Below are 22,673 nucleotides of genomic sequence, written 5' to 3'. Positions count from 1 at the left end.
CATGGCTCTAGCTCAGCCTCCAGAAAAAAAATGGGCTTCCGCGATGAAATCCGGGTTTCGACGCACTTACTACGCCATTACGGGCATTGCGCCTCCATGAGCATCGTCAAAAGCCTTTCGCTGCGCGAGTCACTCTTATCTGAGCGGCTATATGGCTCGGTCGGCGATCGTCATTTTCAGCCATGAGCCAGACGCCTTTTCATATCAGGCAAAAGCCGCGGCAAAGCCGTCGTCCAGGACAAATCTATCTTGCGAGAGAGAGATAAAAGCGGGCAATTGGCAAGCATTCCGGAGTGAGCCGAGAGATCCCGGTGCCGTATGATCTGGACTGCAACCCGGGCAATATGACCCATCGAAGGTCGACACCCATCTCCATCATGTTATCGAATGCGTCCGCAATAGACCCTGCACAAGAGACGCGAATTTCGTTGATTTTGTCGGGTCGGAAGGATGCACCAGCTATACAGGAAGAAGACCAAGTTGAGCGGAGATAGCCTTACCAAGAACCGCCTCACCACACGGGTAAAGTTTCGTTGTATTTTGGAAAAATGGCGGAGGGGATGGGATTCGAACCCACGGTACGGCTTGACACCGTACAACGGTTTAGCAAACCGCCGCCTTCAGCCTCTCGGCCACCCCTCCGCCTAGAGGGACGCAGTTTTCACGGCGTTTGCAGAACTGCTTCTAGGGGGATTTGCGCGTCGCGTCAAACCCCCCTTTGGCAGATTTTTTACTCTGCGAGCAGCTTGACCAGCAGCTCGTTCACCATGGCCGGATTGGCCTTGCCCTTCATGGCTTTCATGGTCTGCCCGACAAAGAATCCGAACAGCTTGTCCTTGCCGCTCTTGTACTCTGCGAGCTTGTCGGCATGGGTCTGAAGGATGCCGCGAATCTCGGCTTCGATAGCCCCGGTGTCGGTAACCTGACGCAGCCCCTTGCGCTCGACGATGACCGAAGCCGAATCACCGGTCTCGAACATGTCCTCAAGCACTTCCTTCGCGATCTTGCCGTTGATCGTCGAATCCGTGATCAGCGCCAGCAGCTCCATGAGTCCCTCAGCCTTGACCGGGCTTGTTTCGATCGTCGCACCCGTCCGGTTTAGTGCTGCGAAGAAATCACCCAGCATCCAGGTGACCGCCAGGCGCGGGTCACTGCCCTTGGCCACGGTCTCGTAAAAATCGGCAATCCCCTGCTCTACCGTCAGGACGCCCGATTCATAGCGTGAAATACCGTAGGTTCTTTCCAGGCGCTCGCGCTTGGCCTCGGGCAGTTCCGGAAGAGCGGCGCGCAGGCTTTCAACCCAGTCGCGCTCGATAAGAAGCGGCAGAAGATCCGGATCGGGGAAGTAGCGATAATCATGCGCGTCTTCCTTTGAACGAAGCGAGCGCGTCTCACTACGCACGTGATCAAACAGTCGTGTTTCCTGATCGACTGTGCCACTGGCTTCCCAGATCTCGACCTGTCGTGCTGCCTCGACTTCAATCGCCTGCATGACATAGCGGATCGAGTTCACGTTCTTGATCTCGCAACGCGTGCGATATTCCTCGCCCGCCTTGCGTACCGAGACGTTCACATCGGCACGCATTGAGCCTTCTTCCATGTTGCCATCACAGGTGCCGAGATAACGCAGGATCTGGCGCAGCTTGCGCAGATACGCCCCTGCCTCTTCCGGCGAACGGATATCGGGCTCGCTCACAATTTCCATGAGCGCCACGCCGGCACGGTTCAGGTCGATGAAAGAGCGCGTAGGGTCCTGATCGTGCATCGACTTGCCAGCGTCCTGCTCGAGATGCAGGCGCGTGACACCGATATGGCGCACAGAGCCATCGGCAAGTTCGATCTCGACCTTCCCCTCACCCACGATCGGATGAGCGAACTGGCTGATCTGATAACCCTGCGGCAGATCGGCATAGAAATAGTTCTTGCGATCAAACCGGCTCATCAGATGAATCTGTGCATTCAGCCCCAACCCTGTCCGTACGGCCTGAGCCACACATTCCTGATTGATGACCGGCAGCATGCCGGGAAAGCCTGCGTCGATCAGGCTGACTTGGGTGTTGGGCTCTCCGCCATATTCGGCCGAGGCACCAGAGAACAGTTTCGCGTGGCTGATGACCTGAGCATGGACTTCGAGCCCGACCACGATCTCCCAGGGGCCTGTTGTGCCTTCAATGATATAGCCGCTCATGCGATTGCTCCCGCATGCAAAGCAGGCCTGTGCGTGAAGCCCGCTGCCTTTTCCATGACACGTCCGGCGGCGAACAATGTCTCTTCCTCGAAATAGCGGCCAATCAACTGCAAGCCGAGCGGCAGACCGTCATGGTCCAGCCCGGCTGGCAGAGACAGCGCAGGCACGCCTGCCATGCTGGCTGGGACGGTGAAGATATCGTTCAGATAAATCTGCACCGGATCGGTCGGACGTTCAGAATGGGCAAAGGCTGCCGAAGGCGCGGTTGGTGTCAACAGCACATCAACGTTCTCGAACGCGTTGAGGAAGTCACGCTGGATGAGCGTACGCACCTTCTGCGCACGCAGGTAATACGCGTCGTAATAGCCCGAGGAGAGCACATAGGTGCCCATCAGGATACGACGGCGAACCTCCTCACCAAAGCCAGCATGACGCGTGGCTTCGTAAAGTTCATCGAGTGTACCAGCGTCAACGCGCTCGCCGAAACGGACGCCATCATAGCGTGCCAGGTTCGAGGACGCTTCGGCCAGCGCCACGATATAATAGGTCGGCAGGCCGTATTTCGTGTGAGGAAGCGAGACATCGACAATCTCGGCGCCGGCGTCACGCAGCCAGGCGATACCCTGATCCCACAGGGCCTGAATGTCCGCTGGCAGCGTATCCGGGCGATACTCGCGCGGAATACCAACCCTGAGACCCTTCACCCCACGCTCGAGCGCATCCTCATAACGCGGCACCGCGCGATCGACGGAGGTGCTGTCTTTCGCATCGAACCCGGCCATGGATTCCAGCATGATGGCGCAATCTTCCATCGTGCGCGCCATCGGCCCGGCCTGATCGAGCGAGCTGGCAAAGGCAATCGTGCCAAAGCGCGAGCAGCGGCCATAGGTCGGCTTGATGCCCGTAATACCGCAATAGGCTGCGGGCTGACGAATGGAGCCACCCGTATCCGTGCCCGTCGTGCCGAGCACAAGGCCAGCGGCAACGGCAGCAGCAGACCCGCCGGAAGACCCACCGGGAACCAGCTTGTCATCAGAGCCCTCGCGGCGCCACGGATTAACCACCGGACCGAAAGCCGACGTCATGTTGGTCGACCCCATCGCGAACTCGTCGAGATTGGTCTTGCCAACGAAGATCGCCCCGTCGGCCAGCAGGTTTGACGTGACCGTGCTTTCATAGGGTGGCACGAAATTGCGCAGGATATTGCTTGAAGCCGTTGTGCGCACACCATTGGTGCAGAACAGGTCCTTGATACCCAGCGGCAGGCCGCAAAGCGAGGGCGCATTGCCCGTGGCCAGCAAGGCATCAGCCGCACGGGCCGACGCGCGGGCCTGATCTGCTGTCACGGTAACAAAGCTGTTGACTTCACCGTCAAGCTTGTCGATCGCGTTCAGGAAATGATCGGTCAGTTCGACGGCAGACAGGCGACGCTCCCTGAGGGCCTTTCGCGCAGAGGCGAGGGTCAGATCATGCATCACTCAACAACCTTGGGAACAGTGAAATAGGGACCAACAGAGTCGGGCGCGTTGGACAGCACAGCGTCGCGCTTGTCGCCATCGGTCACAGCGTCTTCACGCAGGCGCGGCATGGCCAGACCGGTGCCGATCATTGGGGGCACATCGGTAATGTCGACTTCGTTCAGTTGCTCGACCCAGCCCAGGATGCCACTCAGCTCCTGGCGCATGGCTTCACATTCCTGGTCACTCAGGCCAATTCTGGCCAGTTTTGCTATGCGCCTGACTGTGCGCGTTTCCAACGACATAAAGGATCGACTTTCCTGAAAGTGAGCGGATAATCCCGACGGTCCAGAATTTTGCGAGATCATAACGCCTTCCCATGAGTCTGTTCAATCCATACGCCCTGCGCGATGCCCTCCCCCCCGGCTCCCGGCTACTCGGGCTCGATCCCGGCCAGAAGACAATCGGGCTGGCCCTGAGCGATGTGACGCTCATGCTCGCCTCGCCCTATCTGAGCCTGAAGCGCCGCAAATTTGGCGAGACCGCCGAAGAGATCGGCCGCATTGTGCGCAAGGAAGGCATCAGGGGGCTGATATGCGGGCTGCCGCTTTCGCTCGATGGGTCGTTCGGCCCAGCGGCCCGCTCCGCACAGGACTGGATGACAGAGCTCTCAACCCGGCTCGATTTGCCGGGCTGCTGCTGGGATGAGCGGCTTTCTTCCAGCGCGGTCAATCGCTTCCTTATTCAGGAGGCCGATATGACACGCAAACGCCGGGCGGAAGTGGTGGATAAAATGGCCGCAGCCTACACGCTGCAATCCTGGCTGGATGCTACGTCACCACAACCTGAGTTCGACTGACTGGGGGCAGAGGCGTGCCTTGCACAAAGGCACGCCCGGGGCACATTCTTGCTTCAGATCCCAAGCACACGTCCCGTCTGTTCGCGTATCCGGCGGCAGGCGGATTCATCCTTGCGCAAATCAAGACCATAACTCGGTATGATGGCCTCCAGGCGCGTGCGCCATTCCGGTAGGCGGGAAGCGAAATTCTGCTGGACCACCTTCAGGGCCACGGAAGCCGCAATGGAGGCGCCGGGAGAGGCTCCAAGAACTGCGGCGAGGCTGTGGTCCTGCGTGCTCAACACTTCCGTTCCGAATTTCAGTGTCCCACGCCCGTTCTCGCGCTTGATGATCTGTACACGCTGCCCAGCCACGGCGACGCGCCAGTCATGCTGTCGGGCTGACGGGTAGAAATCCTGCAGTGCTGCGAAGCGCGAAGAGGGTTTTTGCAGAACCTGCCCGATGAGATACCGCACGAGGTCGCGGTTATCGACCATCACGTCGAACATGGCGCGTGCATTGTCAGTCGTGATCGAGCGCGGCAGATCCGTCCAGCGGCCGGATTTGAGGAATTTCGTCGTGAACCCGGCATAGGGACCAAACAGCAGATAGGGCCGCCCGCCAATGATGCGCGTATCCAGATGCGGCACAGACATGGGGGGAGAGCCCACGGCGGCCTTGCCATAAACCTTGGCCGTGTGACGCTGGCACAGATCGAGATTATCAGCATGCAGGAACAGCCCGCTTACCGGGAAGCCCGCATAACCATGCGCCTCGGGCAGATCGGCACCCTTGAGCAGTTCGAGCGCAGCCCCCCCTGCCCCGACAAAGACGAATCCGGCCGAGACCGTGCGCGTCTCGCCCGTCTCGGTATTCTGCACGCTGACACGCCAGCGCGGGTTGCTGCCTGTCCCGCGGCCCTCGCGGTCAAGCGCGGTCACCTTGTGGCGGTAATGAACATCGATGCCGGGCTCGTTGCGCAAATTATCGAAGAGGGTGCGCGTCAGTGTGCCAAAATCGACATCGGTACCCTGTTCGACGCGTGTGGCTGCCAGCGTCTCGCCGGGACGGCGGCGCGTCATCATCAGCGGCGCCCACTTCGCTATCTGGGCCGCATCCTCGCTATAGGCCATGGTGTCGAAGCAGTGATGGCGCACCATGGTCTCGTACCGCGCGCGCAGAAAGGCAACATTCTCCGCACCGCGCACAAAGCTCATATGCGGACAACGACGGATGAACGACGACGGATCAGTGATCCAGCCTTTCTCAACCAGATGCGTCCAGAGCTGGCGGGACAGATCGAACTCCGTGTTCACGTCCAGCGCCTTGGCCATGTCAATGCTGCCATCGGGGCGACGCGTGGTGTAGTTCAGCTCGCAATAGGCAGCATGACCCGTACCCGCATTATTCCACGCTTCGGAACTCTCCTTGGCGCAGGAATCGAGCGCTTCGAAAACGCTGATCGTCAGGCTTGGGTCAAGCGACCGGATGAGGGCTGCGAAGCTCGCGCTCATGACACCGGCACCGATAAGGACGATATCGGGGCGCTCTTGGCAGGTCTGGGACATGAGGCAGCTCTTCCAGTCTTGTGAGGACGTATCGGGCGCATCCAGGCGAGCCCGCGAGGCCAGCAAGGAGTGCGAACGCTCTTCAAACACAGCTTGATAGCATCAATCGAGCCCCCAGGGGCCGGATCAGCCGGAGTTGATCATCCGATACAACGATTATCACATGGTTTGCGATACGTCCTGAACGCGCTGACAAGCTCTATGATCCCCGAGAGTGCATTTTCCAACCGGGTTCTGAGCGACGCGAAGTCCGGGGATGGACGTATTGTGGGCTCATCAAGATAGAGCCGACGGCTGATTTCGACCTGGATCACGTGGACCTGCCGATCAGGTGTGCCATAGCGCTCAGTAATGTACCCTCCGGCATAAGGCCGGTTCCGGCCAACCGAAAACCCCTGCGCACCCAGCAGATGCGCGAACCCCTCGACAATTTCAGGTGCACAACTCGTGCCATGCAGGTCGCCCAGAATAATGTCCGGCAGACGGAGGTGGGGAATGGTCGGCATCGAGTGAAGGTCCAGCAGGACGCAGGTCCCGAACCGGCTTTTGCATCTTTCGATCATGCCCTCCAGCGCCTCGTGGTAGGGCAACCAGCACGACGCGATTCGCTGCGACGCCTCAGACACCGGCAACTGATAACGGTAGATCCCCCGCCCTGGCCCCGCGATACGCGCCATCATACCGAGCCCACTGCGCACCTTGGCTGTGTTTGTCAGACTTCCCTCGGGCAGACGCTCGCGAAACATGCCGGGATCGAGCTCCCAAGCGTAGCGGTTTACATCGCAATAGGCCCGGGGAAACTGGGCACAGAGCAGCGGTATCCCCCGTGAGGGGGAGGCCTCGAACAGCAGATCGACATACGCATCCTCACTGCGGCGCAGGGATATAAGATCTAGGCGGGACTGCCTGAGAAAGCTCTGAGGATAAGCACGACCGGAATGGGGCGACGCCAGAATGAGTGGCGCCACGGGTTCGGCCACATCATGAAGCAAAAAACTGTTGGAAAGACAGAGCTCTGGCTCCCACGACGCGCTCTGGATCATTTTTTTTCCGCTACGGTGATTTTTTTAGAAAACCCATCTTGCCAGCCCCGTCAACGCCCGCTAAAACGCCGCTCACGGACCGGATGGGCGCATAGCTCAGCGGTAGAGCACTACCTTGACATGGTAGGGGTCACAGGTTCAATCCCTGTTGCGCCCACCACCCGGTCCGTCGAATTCCCCGAAAAATTAGCGATTTTCGTATGAAGAGTGATAGCGCTCTCCTCGAGGCAAGCCCCCAGATCGCTCGATCACTGCGCGACCTCTGCAAAGAGGCCAAAAGATCCAATATGTCATTCCCGGTTAAAGCGCCTTGACGATGGCGAGCGAGGCAATGCGCCTTCAGTCCCGGCTGCACTGGAGATCATGACCTGATCTCAACAGAGGAAATTTCACGCAAGATCAGGGTGATGCCGGGAAGCCCGAGGCCTCATCAGGCCAGCAAACAGCGTCGACGCAGATATCATACCCCTTATCAGCAATTTTATCGCAATGTACTGAGGTCCGGTTCGCGTATTGCTTGCCGCTCCATCAATCGCGCATCTGATCCGGCTCAAGGCTGGGGAATGGCATGGGATCACCTGCCATTCCCCTAACATGGTCGACAACCCCGCATCAGTCCTTCGTGTTGCGACCGGTGATCAGAGCGGCTTCCCGGTTGTCGGCCACCCACTACCGCCATGCGGCCTGATCATGCCGACCCGCCGGAAGAGAGACCATAGAGCCTCTCCCCGATGCAAGATAGCAGGTGCGCGACGCGCGTATTCCGTGACATGCAACATGAAGTGTCCAGCAGCACTGGTGCTGTTCATTGCCTGTAGTTCTGAGGATAGCCGCGCCGATTTCTGTTCCTGTGCTCCGGCGCAATGAGCAAGAAAGCTGAGGCTGACAGGTATCGCCCGGGTGTTCCCGCTGCGAGCCAGTCGTTCATCATATATTTTCCAGCCAACGCGCATAACACGACGACAGACCTCAGGCAGTAGCGCTAACGCCCCCCCAAATTACGCAGCGACGTGGCCCCACATCCGATCCTTACGTCAAATTAACAAAGATATGTCCCTTAATTAATCATCGCAGGCAATTTTCGCATTGAACAAGGCAGTTACGAATCCGTTACTCCGGAAATGACCAGACATAGTTCGCCGGCAGCTCATTGGGGGAGACAAGGAACGCGCTACGCCTTCGCGGCAGGTGCACTCATCCTGACCAGTTGTCCAACGGCTCAGCCGTCAGATTAGTGTTAACATTTCGATGTCATAATCGTTTGCAAGATGACGCGCAGTAAAAGCTGCACCGAACATCGAGGGCTATATGACGAGAAATAATCGAGACGGAAATAGAGCAATATCGCGCAGGCAAAGCGTTGCCGCAAAAATTTAATCTTTACTCGATCGAAAAGACTTGCATATCCATCGTCAAAATCCGTTAAATACGAAAGGCGCCGCAGTGTTAAGAAAAATAACGATCCCAAGGCAGGTCCCATGTTGAAAAGTTCATTCGCCATTCTGGCCGCGCTCGTCGCGTGGGCTGCGTCATCTCTCATCGTTATTCTGGGTATGCCAAATCTGGCTTCCGTGACTGATGGGCTCGATCTCCTTGGTGAGGTCCTGTTTACGTTGGGTATCCTGTTGATGTTCGTGCGTATGGGACTCAGTGCCTATCGCAACGGCGATACTTCACGCAGCGCAGTCGGTTCGACAAAGCAGGGCTGATCCCTGCTGGCTCGGCGAAAGCCTTGCGCGCATGGCAGTATGGACGCTGTGCTCTCTCCTGCACCGTGTCGAAATGCTGACGACCGTCTCAAAAGCCGCATCTGACCTGGCAGGGTTCCTGAAGCCTCATGCGTCGATGCAGCCGGTAACCCTGTACTCAAGAAAACCTGATCCCCTCCGAGGTCACGCTCACGCTATGTCGCGAGCCAGCGCGGGTTAGATGCGCTAGATTCTTGCCATGCCTCGCGCGACGACCGTGGGTGATCACCGGGCATGGTTAATATGGATGCCCCGCATTGTCCCCCGTTACTCAAACGAGGCCACACCGCACTTCCGCGATGACGCCCCTCTGGCGCGTCAGTCACGTGATGCAGGCGGTCTTGAATGAGAACGGAGTTCGAACGGCCCATGTCCAGCTACGCCCGCTATAATCAAGATAAAAACACGAAAACACCGCTCGAAAGCGTTTTTCCGGATCACCACGGCTTGATGCGCGCGCTCGTCGCAAAGGCATCAGAACTCGGTCCCGTGCCTTATGCTGTCGTCTGGCCATGCAGCGCCCATGCGCTTGGAGGAGCGGTCGAGGCCGCACGTCATGGGATCATCATACCACTCCTGGTTGGCGACCGTGTTGAGATCGAGCGAACGGCACAGGCAGCGGGGCTCGAGATTTCAGGGATGCACATCGAACAGGCCGATGACCCCGAAAGCGCCGTGAAGAGAGCCATAGCCCTCGTTCACGCAGGCGAAGCACAGGGGCTGACAAAAGGCAGTCTTCACACTGATACCTTCATGGCGGGCGTGATCAAGCAGGAGAGCGGGCTGCGTACGAAGCGACGCATGAGCCACGTATTCTGTATCAACGTGCCTGATTATCCTGAACTTCTGCTCGTATCCGATGCTGCGATCAACATTGCGCCGGATCTGGTGACCAAGCGTGATATCGTTCAGAACGCCATTGATCTGCACCATGCGCTTGGCCTGGGTATACCGCGCGTGGCGCTGCTCTCTGCCGTCGAGACCATCAACACCAAGATCCAAGGCACATTGGATGCCGCAACTCTGTGCAAGATGGCTGACCGCAAGGAGATAACAGGTGGAGTCCTCGATGGCCCACTGGCCATGGATGTTGCTGTGAGCAACGATTCGGCCAGGATAAAGGGGGTTACCTCCGATGTGGCCGGGCGTGCGCAAGTTCTCATCGCGCCCGACCTGGAGTCAGGAAACATCCTCGTGAAAAGTCTCGCTTTTCTGGGCAAGTCAGCGACTTCGGGCATTGTAATGGGAGCCAAGGTGCCGGTTCTGCTGACAAGCCGGGCAGACGATGCCACTGCCCGCCTGGCCTCCGCCGCCATCGGTGCCCTTTACGCTCGCTATCTGGACGCAGCCCGCGAGAAATAGAACGGCTCCTATAAGATCCTCCCCCGGCTCCTAACGCAGGGCCGGGGGCATTCTTCATAGCTTGTGAGCCAGCCAGTTTTCCTGCGGCAGGCTGAACCCGTGCCAAGCGGCGGCACCCATTTCCATGCTGTTATGGGGCACGTATTTCATGACCATCAATTTGCTCCCCTTAGGCAACAGCTTTGCCAGCACATCGCGCAGATCGGCGATGATCAGGTTTGAGGCGATAAGCCAGAAATTATCGATTTCGTGAAATCCCTCGCTGAAGCTCGCCAGCTTCTGTTCAAGCGCTGCGTAATCCTGACCCGGCAAACGCTCATAGGCGACGATATAAGTAGTCAATCTGCTGGTGTCCTTGCCTTGTGGACCGGGCGAAATCCGGTCTCAACGTCACTTTTTGCGGGACGGTAACGTTTCCCTCACAAAAACATGACAGTTACGTGAAACATTTGCCACAACCCTGCCGTGTTCGACGTATGTGTGCAGCATCGAGGAGTGAGTTCAATGACGATTTTCGAGTATTACTGGCAGAGCGTTAAAGCGTGGCTACAGGGCCTTTTCATGACAGGTCTGCGCCTCCCCGGGGCGTGACGCTGCCAGGCCCCATATATGAGCCCGGTGGTGGGCGGTCGATGGGTGGCGATATGGCATCGGCGCTGGGCCAGGCCTCCTCACCCGGACGCGGCGGCACCATCGCAAAGCGCGAGCGAGGCAGCGCCTCGGGGCACTCCGCTCTCATGCGCAGAATGATCTTTTCGCGGATATCGCAACGCAGATCCCAGCTCTGCAGCGCATTGCGTGCACTGGCGATGATACGAATCTTCAATGTCTGCGCATCGCAATCCGCGACCTGACAATCGAACACCTTCCCGTCCCACAGCGGACACGTCTTGATGATCTCGGCCAGGAAGCCCCTGATTGTCTCGATGGGCGCTTCGTAATCTACATAGAGAAAAACCACACCGATGATGGCAGCAGAGTTGTGGGTCCAGTTCTCGAAGCGGTTCTCGAGAAAATAGGAGATGGGCACGATATGTCGCCGCCAGTCCCATACACGCAGCACGACATAGGTCGAGGTAATTTCCTCCACCCATGCCCAGTCGCCATTGATGATAATCAGATCTTCCATTCGAATGGGCTGGGTGATGGCAATCTGCACACCGGCAAGAAGATTCGTCAGAAGGCCACGCGCTGACAGGCCGACGATCAGCGATGCTGCACCGGCCGAGGCAAACAGAGAGACGCCATACTGACGGACCGAATCGAAAGTCATCAGTGCTGTGGCGACCGTTACAATACCCACCAGAATTTCGGTCAGGCGCCGCAGGACCCTGATCTGCGTCTGGTGGGTACGGATCATGATGTCATCGACATGATCCCGCGCCGTGATTTTCTGAAGATAGGCCTCGGTCATGATGCGGAAGGCAACGATGGCCGCATAACCCACCATCAGGATGCCAATAAAGAGAAGCAGCTTTTGCAGAAGCTGTGTCGTCTCCCAGGTGAATCCCGAGGCCGCAGGCAGAGCCGAGAGCAGAACCGCCAGCACAACCATCACGCGCACCGGGCGACGCATGGCCAGAATGATCTTACGGAGTACCGCCTCTTCACGGTGGCCAAAGATACGCAGAATGATGACCGAGACGAGCTTGCTGGCATAAAACGCCACGGTAGCCAGCACGACAAGCATGAGAATGGAGACAAGCTGTGCAGGCAGCCAGTCGAAATAAGCGCGCAGGGCGAAAAGAGAGCTTAGAAACTGCTGCTTCAAAGTGGATATCCAGATCCTTGAGAGGGATGAGGAGCGCCGAGCCAGCCGCCCCGGCACCGTGGGGCAACCCGTCGATGCACCATGCCACAGACTGCCCATCGGGTAAAAACACGATCGGCGCAAAAACCTCCCGGCAGAGTGTTGACACATCCGCCCAACCCTTTTAATTCCACGCCCACCGGTCGCGATGGCGGCGTAGCTCAGCGGTAGAGCAGGGGAATCATAATCCCTTGGTCGGCGGTTCAAATCCGTCCGCCGCTACCATCCGACCGGTGATTCCCAACATGGACTTCCATCAGCTTCCTGCCTAAATGACGCTTATGAAAGCGCCACTCGCAGCGGTTACGATGGTTTATAACGAGCCGGTTTTTCTGCCGGTCTGGCTGCGCCATTATGGCACTATGGTTGGCCCGCAGTGCTGCTACGTGATCGATCATGGGTCGGATGATGGCTCTACAACCTCGATAGGTGCCAATCGCCTGCAAATCCCGCGTTCTGCGCAGGATGATGCCAGACGTGCGCGCGCCATCAGCGCTATCTGCGCCGGGCTGCTCGAATGGTATGATGCGGTTCTGTATTGCGATGTCGACGAGATAATCGTAGCAGATCCCGCTTGTTTCGGCTCTCTTATGGACCTGTCAGAAGCCCGTCAGGCCCCATGTCTGACCGCAACGGGGTTCGATGTCCTGCACAAGGCCGAGAGTGAGCCTGCGGCCGACTTTACGCGCCCCATCTCGGCGCAACGCCGTCTGCTGCGCTTCTCAGCTGCGATGTGCAAACCTTGTCTGATCAGATCCCCCGTGACATGGTCTGCGGGCTTTCACAGCGTAAAAGAAACCCTCCCCAAGCCCGATCCGGCCCTGATGCTGTTTCATCTGCGCTATAGTGATCTGGATGCCGGGCTGGACCGACTGCGTCGAACCCGCGCCCAACCGTGGTGCAGCGATGATGCGGGGAGCCATCAACGTATGGAAGATGACGCCTGGAAGGCAATGCTGGCCTCCATGGCGGGCCTGACAGAAGAAGCGGCGACACTCGATAGCAATGATGCCGCCTTGCGTGCATGGCAGGAGAGGATCAGCCACGAGGCGTTTGAACGGGCCAATGACCCCTACCCTATAGACCTGAGTCTGTCGGGCGATCATTTATGGCCCCTGCCAGAAAGGTTCAGGGGCCTGTTCTAAACGGATCGAGCCAGGATTACTCAGCCGTTTCCTCGACTACTTCTTCACTCTCGCCCTCGGCACCCGAATCATCGCCCTGACGACGGTCGTCATGATCCTGCTGGGCGCGGGCGCGCTGCTGGTGACGCTCCTGGCGTTCCATCTGACTTTGCTGCGCTGCCTGGGTCATGGCGTTGAGAATACGGAAATAATGCTCGGCATGCTGGAAATAGGCTTCTGCGAGAATACGGTCACCCGTGCCCGTCGCATCGCGGCCAAGCTGAAGATACTTCTCGAAAAGCTGCTGGGCCGTACCGCGCACACGCATATCGGGGCCATTGCTGTCGAACACGTGGTTACGGTTCAGGGGCGTCTGGCCATTTGAATGACGCGACCCGCCACCGCTCGGACGGTGGTGACGGCTTCTCATACGTTTCATATTCATGGGTCCGCGTAGCACTTTCGTATTCGCAATCCCGACCCGGCAGAGCTCGGATACGGCGCGATTGCAGGGAATGAATGACCCTTGGTTTGTCTCTTGCAGGCCGGATTACAGGATCAGGCCCCTACTCCGCACAGCCTGATCACAAGGATCATTGCGAAATCGCGGAAAACGGTATGTTCTGCCGATGAATACACCGGTGAGCTTAACAGACCGATCAACGCAAGTTAGCAAGTTTGGAGCGCACTGCCAATGGTTTTTCCTGCAAGGCCGCTAGAGTAATCAGACATGCTCGAAGCAAAGGGCACGAATGATCCCGCCGAGGTCTCGTCTCGCCTCACGCAGCGACAGGCCCTGCTCTGCCCCAAGCGCCGTAACGTCATCCTCCTGCCCTTGCCCGATTTCCAGAACGAGCAACCCACCCGGTGCAAGATGACGCGACATCTGAAGCATGATCGCCCGATACGCCTCCAGCCCATCATCGCCCCCCACCAAAGCGCGCACAGGTTCATGATCACGCACTTCTGGCATCAATCCGGCAATATCAGCCGCCGGAATATAAGGCGGATTGCTGAGGATGATATCGAAACGGCCCGTCAGTGCATCGGTCCAGCTGCCAGCCAGAAAGGCGCTGCGTTGCACCAACCCGTTCCTGCTGGCGTTGCGCTGTGCCAGGGCGGCAGCATCGGGCGACAAATCCACCCCGACGCCAAAAGAGGCTGTGTATTCACTCAGTGCCGCCAGAAGCAGACATCCGGTACCTGTGCCTAGGTCCAGCAAGTGCTGCGGCTTGTCCCGGTCGGGTCTCAGATCGAGCAAGGCCTCGATCAACGTCTCGCTGTCACCGCGCGGGATGAGCGTGTGGGACGACACCTCCAGCGTCAGGTTCCAGAACCCGGTCTCTCCCTCGATCAGCGCCATCGGCACCCGTGCGCAACGGCGCATGACGCCCGATTCTAGTCTGGCCATAGCGGATGGCGGCACGAGGTCTCGTGTCAGGAGCGCAGAGGCGTCACAGCCAAGCGCCCAGCATACGAGCCGACGCGCCTCCATCCGTGCCGACTCGATCCCGGCGCTGTCCAGCCGCCTGGCGGTCTCATCGAGAACTTGTTTGAGAGGGGATGGATTACCGCTCACTGCCTACTCCTGAAACAGCTTATGATACGGGGATGAAAAAGATCATGCCCCTGCTGACCGTCTTCGTCATGCTTAGCCCAACCATCGCACTGGCCGAGAGCTTCACTGTTACCGATGACCGCGCGCCCATAGAGGTGTCTGAAGTTTCACGCCTCTATATCGACGGGTCACTCGCCGCGACCTTCCGCCTCGATGACAAGACGCCCAGCCTGACAAAGAAAATCGAAATCCCTCTGGGCCGCGTCAATCACGACTATGCGCTTTGCGGCCAGATCACGGTCATCAATGCCGAAGGCCGATCGGAAACCCATCAGGTCAGTAGTCAGGGGACGCTTCATCACCCCGAGGGGCATCACCTGCTTGCCCTGGGCGATGAAAACTTCACTGATTTTTTCTTGCGAGAGCCGAATGATCCCGAGATTGCCAAGCATCACCCCGGTCATGCCGATATCTGCGCTTCGCCTGTAAGCTGAGGCTGCAACCAGCGCCTTTCTTTTCGCGTCAGTTGAGCCCTTCCGCCGCCAGAAGGGCCGTCTGCTCCTCCTGCGTCAGCGCATCAACAATTTCGTCAAACTCGCCCAGCATGACCCGATCTATCTTGTGCAGGGTCAGGTTGATGCGATGATCCGTCACCCGTCCCTGGGGAAAATTATAGGTCCGAATGCGCTCCGAGCGATCGCCGGTGCCAACCTGGGATTTGCGATCGGCCGCACGGCTGGCATGCGCCTGGGCGCGCTGCATTTCGTATAGGCGTGCCCGCAGGATCTTCATGGCCTTGGCCTTGTTTTTGTGCTGGCTCTTCTCTTCCTGCATGGCCACCACAATACCGCTGGGCATGTGGGTGATACGCACCGCGCTCTCGGTCTTGTTGACGTGCTGTCCACCGGCACCTGAAGCTCGATAGACATCGATACGCAGATCACCTTCATCAATGGCCACGTCAACCTCTTCCGCCTCGGGCATGATCGCCACAGTCACGGTAGAAGTATGAATACGGCCCTGACTTTCCGTAGCCGGAACACGCTGCACACGATGCACGCCGGACTCGTATTTCAGGCGGGCAAATACCGATCGCCCCGAGATGGTGGCGACGCCTTCACGCAGCCCTGACAGGTCGCTCTCGTCATACTCCATGACCTCAAAGCGCCAGCCATGCAGATCCGAAAACCGTTTATAGGCTCCGAAAAGCTCGGCCGCGAAAAGCGCCGCCTCGTCTCCACCCGCCGCCGGGCGTATTTCGAGAATGGCACTGCGTTCATCGGCCTCGTCACGCGGCAGCAGCGCAAGCCGTACCTGCTGGTGCAGCCCCTCCAGTTGCCCCTCGATCTCCATGATCTCGCCTTGCGCAAGTTCACGCATCTCGGGGTCGTCCAGCATGGCCTGAGCGTCCTTATGGGCGCTTTCCGCACGACGATAGGCAAGGATGGATGACACGACGGGCTCGAGCTCGGCAAACTCACGCGAGGCCCGCACGAATTCCTCACCCTGTATCTCGCCACTCGACATGAGGGCCTGTAGTTCATCCGACCGGGCGACAATACGCTCCAGCCTGTCATCCAGTGCCACGATTACTGTGCTTTCAGGAAATGATCCGCGAGGGCGTCCAGCGCAATCTCGGTCTGTTCACGCTTGCCCAGATCGCGCACGGTCACGGCACCACGTGCTAGCTCGTCCTCACCCACCAATACCATATGGGCCGCGCCAGACTTGACCACACGCTCCATGCGCTTTTTCAGCGAGGAACGGGTCTCGATCTCGGCAGCAAAACCGGCATTGCGGAGAGTTTGCGCGGCTGTGATGGCGGCAGCAAGCGTCGCCTCACCGGTGGGGAGCACCGCGACAGGACGCGGATGTACGGGGGCGTCCTCGATCAGCAGCGCCAGACGTTCGATTCCGCCTGCCCAGCCGATAGCGGGCGTGGCAGGACCACCCATCTGCGCGACCAGCCCCTCATAGCGCCCGCCGGCCAGAACAGTGCCCTGCGCGCCCAGACGATCGGTGACGAACTCGAACGCCGTATGGCTGTAATAATCGAGTCCGCGCACAATATGCGGGTTCTCGACAAAACCGACGCCAAACAGATCGAGCTTGCGACGCAGATCGTCCCAGAAAACCCGCGATGCCTCGTTCAGATAGGTGCCGAATTTCGGGGCATTTTCAAGAAGCGCCCGATCCTGCGCTGATTTGCTGTCGAGAATACGCAGCGGGTTGGCTTCAAGGCGGGCGCGGCTCTCATCCGAAAGCGCGCTCTCATGAGCCTTGAAATAGGCCACAAGGGCTTCACGCCAGGCCTGTCGGCTATTGAGATCACCCAGCGTATTGATTTCAAGCGTCACGGCATCGCCCAGACCCAGCGCCTTGAGTATGGCGTGCGCCATAGCGATGGTTTCGGCATCCATCAGCGGATCAGTGGCGCCGAGAAGCTCGGCCCCTATCTGATGGAACTGGCGGAAGCGCCCCTTCTGCGGGCGCTCATAGCGAAACATCGGCCCGTTATAAAAGACGCGCTGCGGCAGGGCCTGCGTCAGACCATTGGTCACGAAGGCACGGCAGATTGCCGCTGTTCCTTCAGGGCGCAGGGTCAGGCTGTCGCCGCCGCGATCCTCAAAAGTATACATTTCCTTGGTGACGACATCCGAGGTATCGCCAAGCGTGCGGGAAAACACGCGCGTATCCTCGAATATCGGCGTCGACCACTCTTCGTAGCCATAGCGACGCGTGATCTCACGCGCCGTATCCACCACATGGGCGTGGCGGCGCGCGGTATCACCAATCAGGTCATGCGTGCCGCGAACCGGCTGCAACTGGCTCATGATCTCAGGCGCCCGCCAGCGCGGCCTCGGCCTTTTCGGCCTCTTCCTGCGCGGCCTTTTCAGCTTCGATCTTGGCCACGCGTTCTTCCACGAGGTCGACGATATGCTCGATCATGTCCTGACCCTCGTTCAGGCGATGATCCTGCTTGCCCGCCGAATAGACCATGTGACGGCCAGCGCCACCACCGGTCACGCCCAGATCGGTCATCAGCGCCTCACCGGGACCGTTCACGACACAGCCAATGATGGAGAGCGTCAGAGGCGTCTTGATGTGCTGCAAGCGGTCTTCGAGGGTCTGCACCGTCTCGACCACGTTGAAACCCTGACGCGCACAGGACGGGCAGGAAATGATTTTCACACCACGATGACGCAGGCCGAGCGACTTGAGAATATCCCAGCCAACAAGCACTTCTTCTTCCGGAGGCGCAGAAAGCGAGACGCGCATCGTGTCACCCACGCCCGCCCAGAGCAGATTGCCTAGACCGATGGAAGATTTCACGGTACCAGCGCGCTTCGATCCGGCTTCCGTGATGCCGATATGCAGCGGGTGATCGCAGACTTCGGCAAGCTGCTGATAGGCAGCAACCGCCATGAACACATCAGACGCCTTCACGCTGATCTTGAACTCATGAAAGTCATGATCCTGAAGGATCTTGGCATGCTCGAGCGCGCTCTCGACCAGTGCGTCGGGGTTGGGCTCACCGTATTTCTCGAGAAGGTGCTTCTCAAGCGACCCGGCATTGACGCCGATACGGATGGAACAGCCATAGTCGCGTGCGGCGTTCACGACTTCACGCACACGCTCTGCGCTACCGATATTACCCGGATTGATACGCAGGCAGGCCGCGCCCGCCTTGGCTGCTTCAATCGCACGCTTATAATGGAAGTGAATATCTGCCACGATCGGCACGTTCACCTCACGCACGATCTCGGCCAGAGCGGCGGTGCTCTCCTCATCGGGGCACGACACACGAACAATGTCCACGCCGGCAATTTCCGACAGACGGATCTGCTCGATCGTCGCCTTGGCGTCCGATGTGAGCGTGTTGGTCATTGTCTGGACCGATATCGGCGCATCACCGCCGACAGCGACCTTGCCAACATGAATCTGACGGGACTTGCGACGTTCGATATACTGGTAAGGGCGATATCCGCTCATAATCTCGTCTCCGTATCGGTTGATGGACCCCATTGGGCGGCGTCAACCGGGGGCTTCGCCGGAACCCTGTTCCAGAGCGCAGCCCCGTGTCTGTGTCATGTTGGCCAGAACAAGACGCCCTGAGGCATCGGCTTCTGCCCGTCTCCTGTGAGCACCATCCGCCTTTTGCGGCGTCAGGCCTCGTTAGTCGTCCATAGTCTTCTGCAGCAATGCGCGTCGGGAAAGAGGCGAACCCCACGCCCGACAGGCATTGGTGGTGGTGCTTTAACGCGGCTGCGCCGTCTGTTCCAGTTGTCGTGCGTTGAGGCGGTCAGTTTCCGACTCATGCGACGTGCTGGCGGGCGGGCTCGCGCGATGCACCGGTGCCGTAACCTTTGGGGTCGCGACAGTGTTTTTCAAGTCTGCCGGAGCACTGCCGGCATCGTTGGCATCAATGTGCGTTACCGGGGCCACAGGCGCAGCGCTCGCGGCAGTGCCACTGCTATCCTGCCCGAGCTGCCCATTACGGATCGCATCGGCGGTCACGACAAGATTACGCCGCACCGCCCCAACACGCCCAAGGGCCGACGTTGTGACATCACCAGCCGAAAGCGTAAGGCCACCCGCATTGCCGAGTGTCATGTGATAAGGTCCGGCATCGGCAGGGCCCTGCCAGGTTTCACCGGATTTGAGAACCCGGCTGAAAACGGTCGCACCATTCCTGTCACGTATCGACACCCAGGCGTCCGCAGCGGCATGAAGCCCGATCATGTTGGCAGCCACGACGGAACTCGGCGCCGTTGCACCGCCTGGCAGAGGAACTGCGGTCGATGCAGCGTTCTGCGTCGGGTTACCATGCCCTGTCGTGCCTTGATCAGGTGCGGTCTGGGGGCTTGCGTTCGACCCAGAGCCGATCTGGCCCGGCATGGGAGCGGGAGCAGTCGAAGCGGGCTGCGTCTCGGCGCCCGAGGCGGACGGCACTTGACCGGTCATGGTCACGTTGGCAACAGGGGTCTGGCCGTTTACCCCCTGCTGTACACCAGTACCGACGGGCGGTTGCGACGTCGCGGCTGAAGATGCTGTTGGCGCAGCGCCTGTCACCTGGGATGACGAAGTCTGGGGTGATGGCGCAAGCCCCTGCTCTGGCATGACCGCTGCGATCTGCGGCGACGTCGTACCATGCTGCGTCACACCGGGCATGATCTCTGCCACAGGTGGCATCTGGTGCGCCGGCGCGGGCTCCGAACCAAAGAAATGATAATAGCCGATATAGGTGCCGACCAGAACGGCCAGCCCTGCCCCCACCCAGAGACCCACAGGCACCCCGCGCTCCGAGACTGGCTCGGGGAAACTCAGTTCGGTCTTGCGGTCGAAGGCACCGCGGGTGTCGTGGCGAAACCGTGCGACGGCCTGATCGGGGTCCATGCCCACGGCCTGGGCGTAGGTCCGCAGAAAGCCCAGGGCGTAGGCGCTGCCCGGGAATACCGCCATGTTCCCTTCCTCAAGGGCCAGCAGATAACTCTCGCGGATACGCAACCACCCGGCTACGTCAGGCAGAGCCCATCCGAGTTCCTCACGGCGGGCACGCAGATCGAGCCCGACGCCGCGTGCACCCTCACCCGCGCTACCCTGCCATCCGGGAATACGGTCTGTGGTCTTATCTGGCATGATTACCCGACTGCAAACTCTGAGGGTGCAGGATGCCCTGTACGGGCGTCTCTTGCAACCAGCGCGTCGACCGCCTGCTCAACCAGATCATGCAGGATCTCGGCAACCGGGCGAATGGCCTTGACCATGCCAACGGACTGACCGGCCATCACCGAGCCTTCCTCCACATCCCCCTCGATCACGGCGCGGCGCAGTGCGCCAGCCCAGAAATGCTCGATTTCGAGCTGGGCTTCTTCCTTGGTCAGTTCGCCCGAGGTGAAGCGGCTCAGCGTCGCCGCCTGATGGGCCATGAAACGGCGCGTGCCAGCATTATTCAGCCCGCGCACCGGAATGACCGGGAAGCGTTCGTCAATCTGGTTGGATGTTACGGCATCACGTGCCGCCGCTCGCACAAAGGCTTTCTTGAAGGCCTCATGCGCGATGCTCTCGCTGCTGGCGGCAAAAAGCGTGCCCAGCTGCGCACCGGATGCGCCTTGCTCCAGATAACCCAGAACGGCATCCCCGCGCGCCAGGCCACCTGCGACGAAAACAGGCACGTCTTGGATATGGGGTAGGATCTCCTGAGCCAGAACATTCAGGGACACCGGCCCGACATGACCGCCCGCCTCTGAACCCTCAATGACCAGCGCCTCGATCCCCTGCTTGACCAAACGCTTACCCAGCGCCAGAGCCGGCGCAAAACCGATTGCCCGTGCACCACCATCCCGCACCTGCTTGATGGTGGCCCCGCTCGGTACGCCACCAGCCAGCACGACATGACCGACCTTCGCTGCGATGCAGACATCGACCAGCTTATCGAGCTCGGGGTGCATCGTGATGAGGTTCACACCAAACGGCTTGTCTGTCAGAGCCTGCGTGGCCGCAATTTCCTCGGCCAGACGGTCGGGCGTCATGGCCCCGCAGGCAATCACGCCAAACCCGCCAGCATTGGAAATAGCCGAAACGAGATTGCGCTCACTCACCCAGGACATCGCACCGCCCAGAATGGCGGTTGGCGTGCCGAGGAACTGGCAACCCGGGGCCCAAAGCCGGTCAAGCGTGGCGCGAGCCTTCTGGCGGACTGGATCGATGCTGGTGTCGGTCATGCTCATTCCCCGTCCAGACCATAGGCCGTGTGCAGTGCGCGCATGGCGAGTTCCATATATTCGGCGTCAATCAGCACAGAGATCTTGATTTCGCTGGTGGAGATGACCTGCACGTTGATCCCGCGATCCGCGAGGGTCTGGAACATCGTGCTGGCCATACCCGAATGTGAGCGCATGCCGATGCCCACAACGCTGATCTTGACCACGTCATTGGCTGTATGGATCTCGCCATACTGGATGTCGGCCCGTGCGGCCTCAAGTGCGGCGAGCGCGCGCGCCTGATCACCCTTGGGCACGGTGAAGGTCATGTTGGTCGAGCCGTCAGAGCCGACGCTCTGCACGATCATGTCCACATTCACCCGCGCCGCGGTCAGCGGGCTGAAAATGGCAGCGGCGATACCCGGACGGTCCGGGATTCGGCTCACCGAGATCTTTGCCTCGTCCAGAGAATAGGCGATCCCCGTGACCAGTTCCTTTTCCATCATCTCGTCCTCATCCACCACCAGCGATCCCGAAAGCTCTGTTTCGGGTTCAAAACTCGACAACACGCGCACGCGCACTTTTTCTTTCATAGCCAGCCCGACAGAGCGGGTCTGGAGTACCTTGGCCCCTACCGAAGCGAGCTCAAGCATCTCCTCAAAGGTGATGCGATCCAGCTTCTTGGCCTTTTTCACGATACGCGGGTCGGTGGTGTAGATACCATCGACATCGGTATAGATATCACAGCGATCGGCCTTGATGGCAGCCGCCACAGCCACCGCCGAGGTGTCAGAGCCACCACGACCCAGCGTGCTGATCCGCTCTCCCGGCGCGACGCCCTGGAACCCGGCAATGACCGGCACTTCGCCCTGCTCCATGCAGGCAATCAGCGCAGCGCCTTCAACATCGCCAATACGCGCCTTGCCGTGGGCATCGTCAGTACGGAACGGAATCTGCCAGCCCTGCCACGACCGTGCTGGCACACCGAGCGCCTGTAGCGCGATGGCTGTCAGCCCGCTCGTGACCTGCTCGCCACTGGCCACCACAGCATCATATTCGCGTGCGTCGGCCATGGGATCGAGCGCACTGACATACCCGACCATCTGATTGGTCACGCCAGCCATGGCCGAAACCACGACGGCAACCTGATGGCCTTTTCCCCGTTCCTTACGCACACGCTCGGCCACCGCGCGAATACGATCGAGATCGGCCACTGAGGTTCCGCCGAACTTCATGACGATCCGGGTTGGGCACTGGTCTGAAGACGTCATAA

The 22,673-nt window shown here is 59.4% G+C and carries 20 protein-coding genes and 3 tRNA genes; 7 read left to right on the top strand and 16 right to left on the bottom strand.

All coding sequences use genetic code 11. From position 1 onward, the window contains the following. Positions 1–549: 549 nt before the first annotated feature. The 4 genes from ED655_RS06815 to gatC all read right to left on the bottom strand — a co-directional run bounded on the left by ED655_RS06815 (position 550) and on the right by gatC (position 3,950). Positions 550–642 (bottom strand) — tRNA-Ser (locus tag ED655_RS06815). 88 nt (positions 643–730) lie between these two features. Beyond that, complete coding sequence (gatB, locus tag ED655_RS06810; protein ID WP_122049497.1) at positions 731–2,188, bottom strand: Asp-tRNA(Asn)/Glu-tRNA(Gln) amidotransferase subunit GatB; 1,458 nt, start codon at positions 2,186–2,188, stop codon at positions 731–733. Next, on the bottom strand, positions 2,185–3,663 hold the full coding sequence (gene gatA / locus ED655_RS06805) for an Asp-tRNA(Asn)/Glu-tRNA(Gln) amidotransferase subunit GatA (protein WP_122049496.1): 1,479 nt from the start codon (positions 3,661–3,663) through the stop codon (positions 2,185–2,187). Before gatA ends, gatB begins: the two co-directional genes overlap by 4 nt. Next, positions 3,663–3,950: an Asp-tRNA(Asn)/Glu-tRNA(Gln) amidotransferase subunit GatC gene (gene gatC / locus ED655_RS06800; protein WP_023977422.1), complete on the bottom strand. Its 288-nt coding sequence runs from the start codon at positions 3,948–3,950 to the stop codon at positions 3,663–3,665. Before gatC ends, gatA begins: the two co-directional genes overlap by 1 nt. A 74-nt stretch (positions 3,951–4,024) precedes the next feature. On the opposite strand from gatC, the gene ruvX reads away from it, so the two are divergent. Continuing rightward, a complete protein-coding gene (ruvX, locus tag ED655_RS06795; protein WP_122049495.1) occupies positions 4,025–4,504 on the top strand; it encodes a Holliday junction resolvase RuvX in 480 nt (159 codons plus the stop codon). A gap of 53 nt (positions 4,505–4,557) precedes the next feature. Here ruvX and mqo read toward each other — a convergent pair whose 3' ends face one another. Beyond that, entirely contained in the window at positions 4,558–6,051 is a 1,494-nt protein-coding gene (gene mqo, locus ED655_RS06790; protein WP_122049494.1) for a malate dehydrogenase (quinone), read from the bottom strand. Between the two features lie 140 nt (positions 6,052–6,191). Continuing rightward, positions 6,192–7,094, bottom strand: coding sequence for an N-formylglutamate amidohydrolase (locus tag ED655_RS06785; protein ID WP_122049493.1), 903 nt, complete (start codon positions 7,092–7,094; stop codon positions 6,192–6,194). Between the two features lie 85 nt (positions 7,095–7,179). On the opposite strand from ED655_RS06785, the gene ED655_RS06780 reads away from it, so the two are divergent. From ED655_RS06780 to ED655_RS06770, 3 genes are all read left to right on the top strand, one after another. Next, positions 7,180–7,254: transfer RNA gene (locus ED655_RS06780), tRNA-Val, on the top strand. A 1,318-nt stretch (positions 7,255–8,572) separates the two neighbouring features. Next, complete coding sequence (locus tag ED655_RS06775; RefSeq protein WP_122049492.1) at positions 8,573–8,803, top strand: hypothetical protein; 231 nt, start codon at positions 8,573–8,575, stop codon at positions 8,801–8,803. A gap of 408 nt (positions 8,804–9,211) precedes the next feature. Beyond that, complete coding sequence (locus tag ED655_RS06770) at positions 9,212–10,204, top strand: bifunctional enoyl-CoA hydratase/phosphate acetyltransferase (RefSeq protein WP_122049491.1); 993 nt, start codon at positions 9,212–9,214, stop codon at positions 10,202–10,204. Positions 10,205–10,258: 54 nt separating this feature from the next. Here the strand turns inward: ED655_RS06770 and ED655_RS06765 are convergent, their stop codons facing one another. Next, the gene (locus ED655_RS06765) at positions 10,259–10,546 is read right to left on the bottom strand and encodes a hypothetical protein (protein WP_122049490.1); all 288 of its coding nucleotides are present in this window, start codon (positions 10,544–10,546) and stop codon (positions 10,259–10,261) included. A 217-nt stretch (positions 10,547–10,763) separates the two neighbouring features. Next, on the bottom strand, positions 10,764–11,975 hold the full coding sequence (locus ED655_RS06760; protein WP_023977429.1) for a mechanosensitive ion channel family protein: 1,212 nt from the start codon (positions 11,973–11,975) through the stop codon (positions 10,764–10,766). 189 nt (positions 11,976–12,164) lie between these two features. Between ED655_RS06760 and ED655_RS06755 the strand changes: the two genes are divergently transcribed. Together ED655_RS06755 and ED655_RS06750 are read left to right on the top strand one after the other, a co-directional pair. Next, a tRNA-Met gene (locus ED655_RS06755) sits at positions 12,165–12,239 on the top strand. 47 nt (positions 12,240–12,286) lie between these two features. Further along, positions 12,287–13,159 carry a glycosyltransferase family 2 protein gene (locus ED655_RS06750; RefSeq protein ID WP_122049489.1) on the top strand — a complete coding sequence of 291 codons (873 nt, stop codon included), beginning with the start codon at positions 12,287–12,289 and terminating at the stop codon, positions 13,157–13,159. A 16-nt stretch (positions 13,160–13,175) separates the two neighbouring features. Here ED655_RS06750 and ED655_RS06745 read toward each other — a convergent pair whose 3' ends face one another. Both ED655_RS06745 and prmC read right to left on the bottom strand, forming a co-directional pair. Next, positions 13,176–13,577 (bottom strand): DUF4167 domain-containing protein, encoded by a 402-nt coding sequence (locus tag ED655_RS06745; protein ID WP_240993540.1) that lies wholly within the window; start codon positions 13,575–13,577, stop codon positions 13,176–13,178. A gap of 285 nt (positions 13,578–13,862) precedes the next feature. Continuing rightward, positions 13,863–14,717, bottom strand: a complete 855-nt coding sequence (prmC, locus tag ED655_RS06740; protein ID WP_162993418.1) for a peptide chain release factor N(5)-glutamine methyltransferase — start codon at positions 14,715–14,717, stop codon at positions 13,863–13,865. Between the two features lie 44 nt (positions 14,718–14,761). Between prmC and ED655_RS06735 the strand changes: the two genes are divergently transcribed. Next, on the top strand, positions 14,762–15,190 hold the full coding sequence (locus ED655_RS06735; protein WP_240993539.1) for a hypothetical protein: 429 nt from the start codon (positions 14,762–14,764) through the stop codon (positions 15,188–15,190). A 28-nt stretch (positions 15,191–15,218) separates the two neighbouring features. Here ED655_RS06735 and prfA read toward each other — a convergent pair whose 3' ends face one another. The 6 genes from prfA to ED655_RS06705 all read right to left on the bottom strand — a co-directional run bounded on the left by prfA (position 15,219) and on the right by ED655_RS06705 (position 22,671). Then, complete coding sequence (gene prfA, locus ED655_RS06730) at positions 15,219–16,283, bottom strand: peptide chain release factor 1 (protein ID WP_023977434.1); 1,065 nt, start codon at positions 16,281–16,283, stop codon at positions 15,219–15,221. Positions 16,284–16,285: 2 nt separating this feature from the next. Continuing rightward, complete coding sequence (hisS, locus tag ED655_RS06725; protein WP_122049487.1) at positions 16,286–17,530, bottom strand: histidine--tRNA ligase; 1,245 nt, start codon at positions 17,528–17,530, stop codon at positions 16,286–16,288. 4 nt (positions 17,531–17,534) lie between these two features. Further along, on the bottom strand, positions 17,535–18,689 hold the full coding sequence (gene ispG / locus ED655_RS06720) for a flavodoxin-dependent (E)-4-hydroxy-3-methylbut-2-enyl-diphosphate synthase (RefSeq protein ID WP_023977436.1): 1,155 nt from the start codon (positions 18,687–18,689) through the stop codon (positions 17,535–17,537). A gap of 264 nt (positions 18,690–18,953) precedes the next feature. Next, positions 18,954–20,336, bottom strand: coding sequence for a helix-turn-helix domain-containing protein (locus ED655_RS06715; protein WP_122049486.1), 1,383 nt, complete (start codon positions 20,334–20,336; stop codon positions 18,954–18,956). 2 nt (positions 20,337–20,338) lie between these two features. Continuing rightward, entirely contained in the window at positions 20,339–21,421 is a 1,083-nt protein-coding gene (locus ED655_RS06710; RefSeq protein WP_408735654.1) for an NAD(P)H-dependent flavin oxidoreductase, read from the bottom strand. A gap of 2 nt (positions 21,422–21,423) precedes the next feature. Beyond that, the gene (locus tag ED655_RS06705; RefSeq protein ID WP_122049484.1) at positions 21,424–22,671 is read right to left on the bottom strand and encodes an aspartate kinase; all 1,248 of its coding nucleotides are present in this window, start codon (positions 22,669–22,671) and stop codon (positions 21,424–21,426) included. Between the last annotated feature and the right edge of the window lie 2 nt (positions 22,672–22,673).

Source organism: Asaia bogorensis, assembly GCF_900465345.1.
GTDB lineage: Bacteria > Pseudomonadota > Alphaproteobacteria > Acetobacterales > Acetobacteraceae > Asaia > Asaia bogorensis_A.
This window is presented reverse-complemented; position numbering and strand designations above follow the sequence as displayed.